Annotated in this window: 3 protein-coding genes and 1 pseudogene; all 4 read left to right on the top strand. The window is 34.6% G+C overall.

Going from position 1 to position 4,802, the window contains the following annotated elements; genetic code table 11:
- Positions 1-1,217: pseudogene (locus ACJMLO_RS05990) on the top strand (hypothetical protein); the annotation flags it as partial.
- A gap of 253 nt (positions 1,218-1,470) precedes the next feature.
- Positions 1,471-1,884: a pyridoxamine 5'-phosphate oxidase family protein gene (locus ACJMLO_RS05985; protein ID WP_405294903.1), complete on the top strand. Its 414-nt coding sequence runs from the start codon at positions 1,471-1,473 to the stop codon at positions 1,882-1,884.
- Between the two features lie 118 nt (positions 1,885-2,002).
- Entirely contained in the window at positions 2,003-2,377 is a 375-nt protein-coding gene (locus tag ACJMLO_RS05980; protein WP_405294901.1) for an ArsR/SmtB family transcription factor, read from the top strand.
- An 18-nt stretch (positions 2,378-2,395) separates the two neighbouring features.
- Positions 2,396-4,780, top strand: coding sequence for a heavy metal translocating P-type ATPase (locus ACJMLO_RS05975; protein WP_405294899.1), 2,385 nt, complete (start codon positions 2,396-2,398; stop codon positions 4,778-4,780).
- Positions 4,781-4,802 lie beyond the last annotated feature (22 nt).

Raw genomic sequence — 4,802 nt, 5'->3', positions numbered from 1 at the left:
TTGTTGGTAGTCTTCCTGATTTTGCGTTTAATTTGACTGAGTTTGTGGATGGTTTGAATTTGTCTGGTGTTATTGAGGGCATTGTTGGAGGTCTTCCTGATTTTGCGTTTAATTTGACCGAGTTTAAGAATAGTTTTAATCTTTCCAGCATTATTGAAGGTTTAGTTGGTTACGTTCCTAATTTTGCATTTAATTTAACTGAATTTGCGCAGAATTTAATTAATGGTGGTTTCAAATTCAATTTGACTGAGTTTGTTGATGGTTTAGTTGTCATCGATTTCATTAAGAATATAACTGATACTATTTCCAACTTTAATTTCACTGACTTTGTTGATGGCTTTATAACTAACATAACTGATCTAATCGAAAAATATGTCAGTTTTGATATTTTCAGTATCCTGAAGGGTGTAGGTAAGATCTATCCTATTGTTGAAAACAGTATCTCAAACATTAAAGAAGGTTTCACAAAAATTGTTAATGCTTTCCATATTAAACTTCCGGAAATTAAAGTAAACAATATTAGTGAAGCATTTAAAATTAATGTTTCAAGCATTAAACATGCTTTGGAAACTATTTTAAATGGATTGGGCGTTAATATTTCAGAGATTATTAATAAATTAACTCCGGATAGTGAAATAATTACATTCAAATCCCCAACTGAAATTGCAGCTTCTTCAGTGGTCACTACCTATGGAACAAGTAAAAACATTGTAGTAACCCTGAAAGATAAGGCAGGCAATTCAATTGCCGGCAAAGAGGTCAATGTTAAATTAAATGGAAAGAATTACAGGGGAACAACTGACGGTAATGGAAAAGTTTCCATAGCAATTCCTAAAGACTTGATTCCTAAAACATACATAACCTCAATTTTATTTGCAGGTGACGATAAATACACCGAATCAACAGGTTCTGTAAATATTGTGGTTTCCAAATTGACTCCAAAACTAACTGCTAAAAAGAAAGCTTTCAAAAAATCTTCCAAAGCCAAAAAATACAAAATAACTTTGAAAAATGAAAAGAATAAGGCTATGAAGAAGAAAATAGTTACCTTAAAAGTTAATGGCAAAACTTACCAAGCTAAAACTAACAAAAAAGGTAAGGCAACATTTAAGCTTAACAAATTAACTACTAAAGGAACTTTCAAAGCAGTTATAAAATACGATGGGGACAATTACTACAAAACAGTAACCAAAACCGTAAAACTCAAAATTAAGTAGATGCTTTTGCATCTACTCAAATATTTTTTTTTTAAAACATCTATCTGAAGTTATTTAATTATTTAATATTTTCTCCAATGATTTTTTTAATGCAGTGTAGCTACAATTAAATTGATGAAATTACTATTTTCATTGTTTAAATTCATTGTCAATTTCAGTATTTGCAAGCAACTTTTTCCACCCAATATTGTTTTCCTGCTTTCGATTAAATTTAAATAGGAATTGGTGTATATAGTTATTTAAAGGTGATTTTATGGCAGTGGAAGGTGCACAAAGAATTGACGAATTCATGAATGAAGCAAAAGTATTTTTTTTAGCAAGCGTTGATGAAAATAAACCGAAAAACAGACCTTTAGGATTCCATTTGTTAAAAGATGGAAAAATCTATTTTGGTGTGGGCAATCAAAAGGAAGTCTACAAACAAATGTGTGAAAATCCTTATGTTGAGATAGTGGCATTGGTTGAAACCGATTTTCTAAGATACTATGGAAAAGCAGTATTCGAAGAAACTTATGATTTTGCTGACAGCATTGTCAAAGGCAATGAATTTTTAGAAAGTATCTACAACGATGAAACCGGTTTTAAGTTAGCAATTTTCCATCTGGAAGATGCCACAGCAGAAATTAGAAATATAACTGGCGAAATTATGGAATCTTATACTTTCTAATTATTATTCCATTTTGATTTTATTTTTTTCAAAATAACATATCACAATATCATGATATGACAACATTTAAATACATAATCATATCATAATATGTAAACATATAATATATGTGATAACAATGAAAAATGATAATCTTGAAAACCAAAATGATGATGTCTGTGATGTATTTGACTCTCATGATGAAGCGGTCGCCCGTGTAAAAGAGCGAATGCCTTCTGAAGATCAATATTCAGAATTGTCAGAATTTTTTAAAATATTTGGAAATCCGACAAGATTAAAAATTATTTCACTGCTTTGTGTTGAAGATTTGTGTGTATGCGATATCTGTGAAGCACTGGACTTAAATCAAACAACTGTTTCAAACCAACTCAGGATATTGCGTGCAAATAATATTGTCAAATACCAAAAGGAAGGAAAGATGGCAAGATATTCTCTCACAGACCTTCACATTGAAATGATTTACAAAGTGGGTTTAGAGCATATATTAGAATAATTTTTAATTGGTGATATAATGGATAAAAATAGATGTTATGATCCTGATTGTGGGGATGAAGAATGTCACAATCCTGAACATTATAATTACATCTGTTTTGACCCGGAATGTGAAGATATTCACTGTGAAGATTCTAAACATTATGATAAACAGTTACTTAGAGATTTTCAAAAAAATGCTGATTTAAGTGTATATGACCATAGTGAAGAAATTGATTATGATGAAGATGTTGATATAAGTCTTTGTGGTTGTCCTGATTGTGCCGATGATGACCATGAGCATCACGATCATGAGCATCATGAGCATGGGGAAGATGTTTGTACTGATGATGATTGTGGTTGTCATGACCATGAGCATGACCATGAGCATGAGGAGGATGTTTGTACTGATGATGATTGTGGTTGTCATGACCATGACCATGATGAGGATGTTGAATTTAGTCTTTGCGGGTGTCCGGATTGTGCAGATGACGATGGCCATGAAGAGGGCTCTGGTGAGGAGGAATTATTGGCTGAAGGAAAGCCTTTAATTGCAAACAGGCCTATTCAAATCATTCTTGCGAGTGGTATATTATTTGTTTTGGGCCATATTTTTGAATGGTTGTCATTTAGCCCTACACTTGTAACCGTTACTTATATGGCAGGCGCCATTATTGCAGGTTATGAAATAGCTATTTTGGCTTACAAATCATTAGTCAACAGACACACCATTGGCCCTGCAATGTTAATGTGTATTGCATGTGTTGCATCATTTATTATAGGGCATCCTGAAGAAGGTGCAGCAGTAACCTTCCTTTACTATATTGCAGAATTTTTAGAAGACTATGCCGAACACAGGGCAAAACGTTCAATCAAATCACTGGTTGAAATTGCCCCTGACACTGCAAGAGTAAAAGTTGGGGATAAAGAGGAGATAAGGAATGTTGATGATGTCAGTATAGGAGACATTGTTATTGTAAAACCGGGAGATAAGGTGCCGTTGGACGGACAGGTTATTTCCGGTTCCTCTTCCATTAATCAGGCTTCCATTACTGGTGAAAGTGTTCCAGTCCTAAAAGAGGTAGGTGATGACGTATTTTCAGGTACTGTTAATGAGGACGGTTATCTTGAAATTAAAGTTACCACAGAGGCTAAAGATTCAGTCATATCAAAAATCGTGACACTTGTTAAGAGGTCTCAGCTCAACAGGTCTGAAACCGAAACTCTGGTTGAAAAGGTAGCCAAATATTATACTCCGATTATGATGATTGCCGCAATTTGTGTTGCTTTTGTTCCGCCTTTATTGTTCGGTCAGGATTTGACTGATTGGGTTTATAAGGCTCTTTCACTTTTAGTAATCTCCTGTCCATGTGCATTTTTAATTTCAACACCGGTAGGTATGGTTTCTGCCATCACTTCCGCTACAAGAAATGGGGTTATTATCAAGGGAAGTACCTATGTTGAAGAGATGCGTAATGTTAAGGCAGTAATCTTTGATAAGACAGGTACATTAACAGAAGGAAAACTTAAGTTAAGTGATGTTGAAGTATTGGCTGAAGGCTACACAGAAGAGGATATTGTTAAAATTGCTGGATCTTTGGAATTTCAGTCCTCTCACCCGATTGCTCAGGCAATTGTTAGTTATGCAGATGAATGCAATATCATTTTTGACTCCATTGATGAATTTAAGAATGTTCCGGGTAAAGGAATTGTTGCGACCATTAATGGAGAGCAGTTCTATGCTGCAAATGAATCCCTGATTGAGGGCAGTTCCTTTGATCTTTCAAGAGAGGAAATCAACAGGTATTCCGGTGAGGGCAAAACTTTAATATTTGTTGGAAATTCCCAGAAAGTCTTGGGCATTATAACTGTTGCGGATAAGATTAGGGATAATGCTTCTGAAGTTATCGCCGACTTAAAAGAGCAAGGCGTGCAAACTGTAATGCTTACCGGAGACAATAAGCTTGCAGCAAAAAGCGTAGCATCAGAAATTGGAATTGACTATGTCTATTCAAATCTGATGCCGGAAGATAAATTGAACATTCTGGATACCATCAGAAATAAATTTGGTGATGTTGCTATGGTCGGTGACGGCATTAACGATGCACCGGCACTGGCACGTGCAAATATAGGTATTGCAATGGGTGCGGCAGGTTCAGACGTTGCCATTGAAACTGCGGATGTTGCCTTGATGCAGGATGATATTTCAAAACTCCCATATCTATTTGCCCTAAGCCGTAAGACAATGAGAATCATTAAGGAAAACATTACTGTTGCGATTGCAATAAAATTGTTATGTGTAATTCTTGCCATTTTGGGAATTATTACATTGATGATGTCCGTTGGTTTTGGTGATTTGGGACTGACCCTTTTGGTTATCTTGAATTCATTTAGAATTGGAATGGTGAAAGACCCACTATTCTGATTTCTTTTTTTTATTTTAATTT

The sequence above is a fragment of the Methanobrevibacter sp. genome (assembly GCF_045120835.1).
Classification (GTDB): Archaea; Methanobacteriota; Methanobacteria; order Methanobacteriales; family Methanobacteriaceae; genus Methanocatella.
The sequence above is the reverse complement of the archived record's forward strand: the minus strand, read 5'-3'. Positions and strand labels throughout refer to the sequence as shown.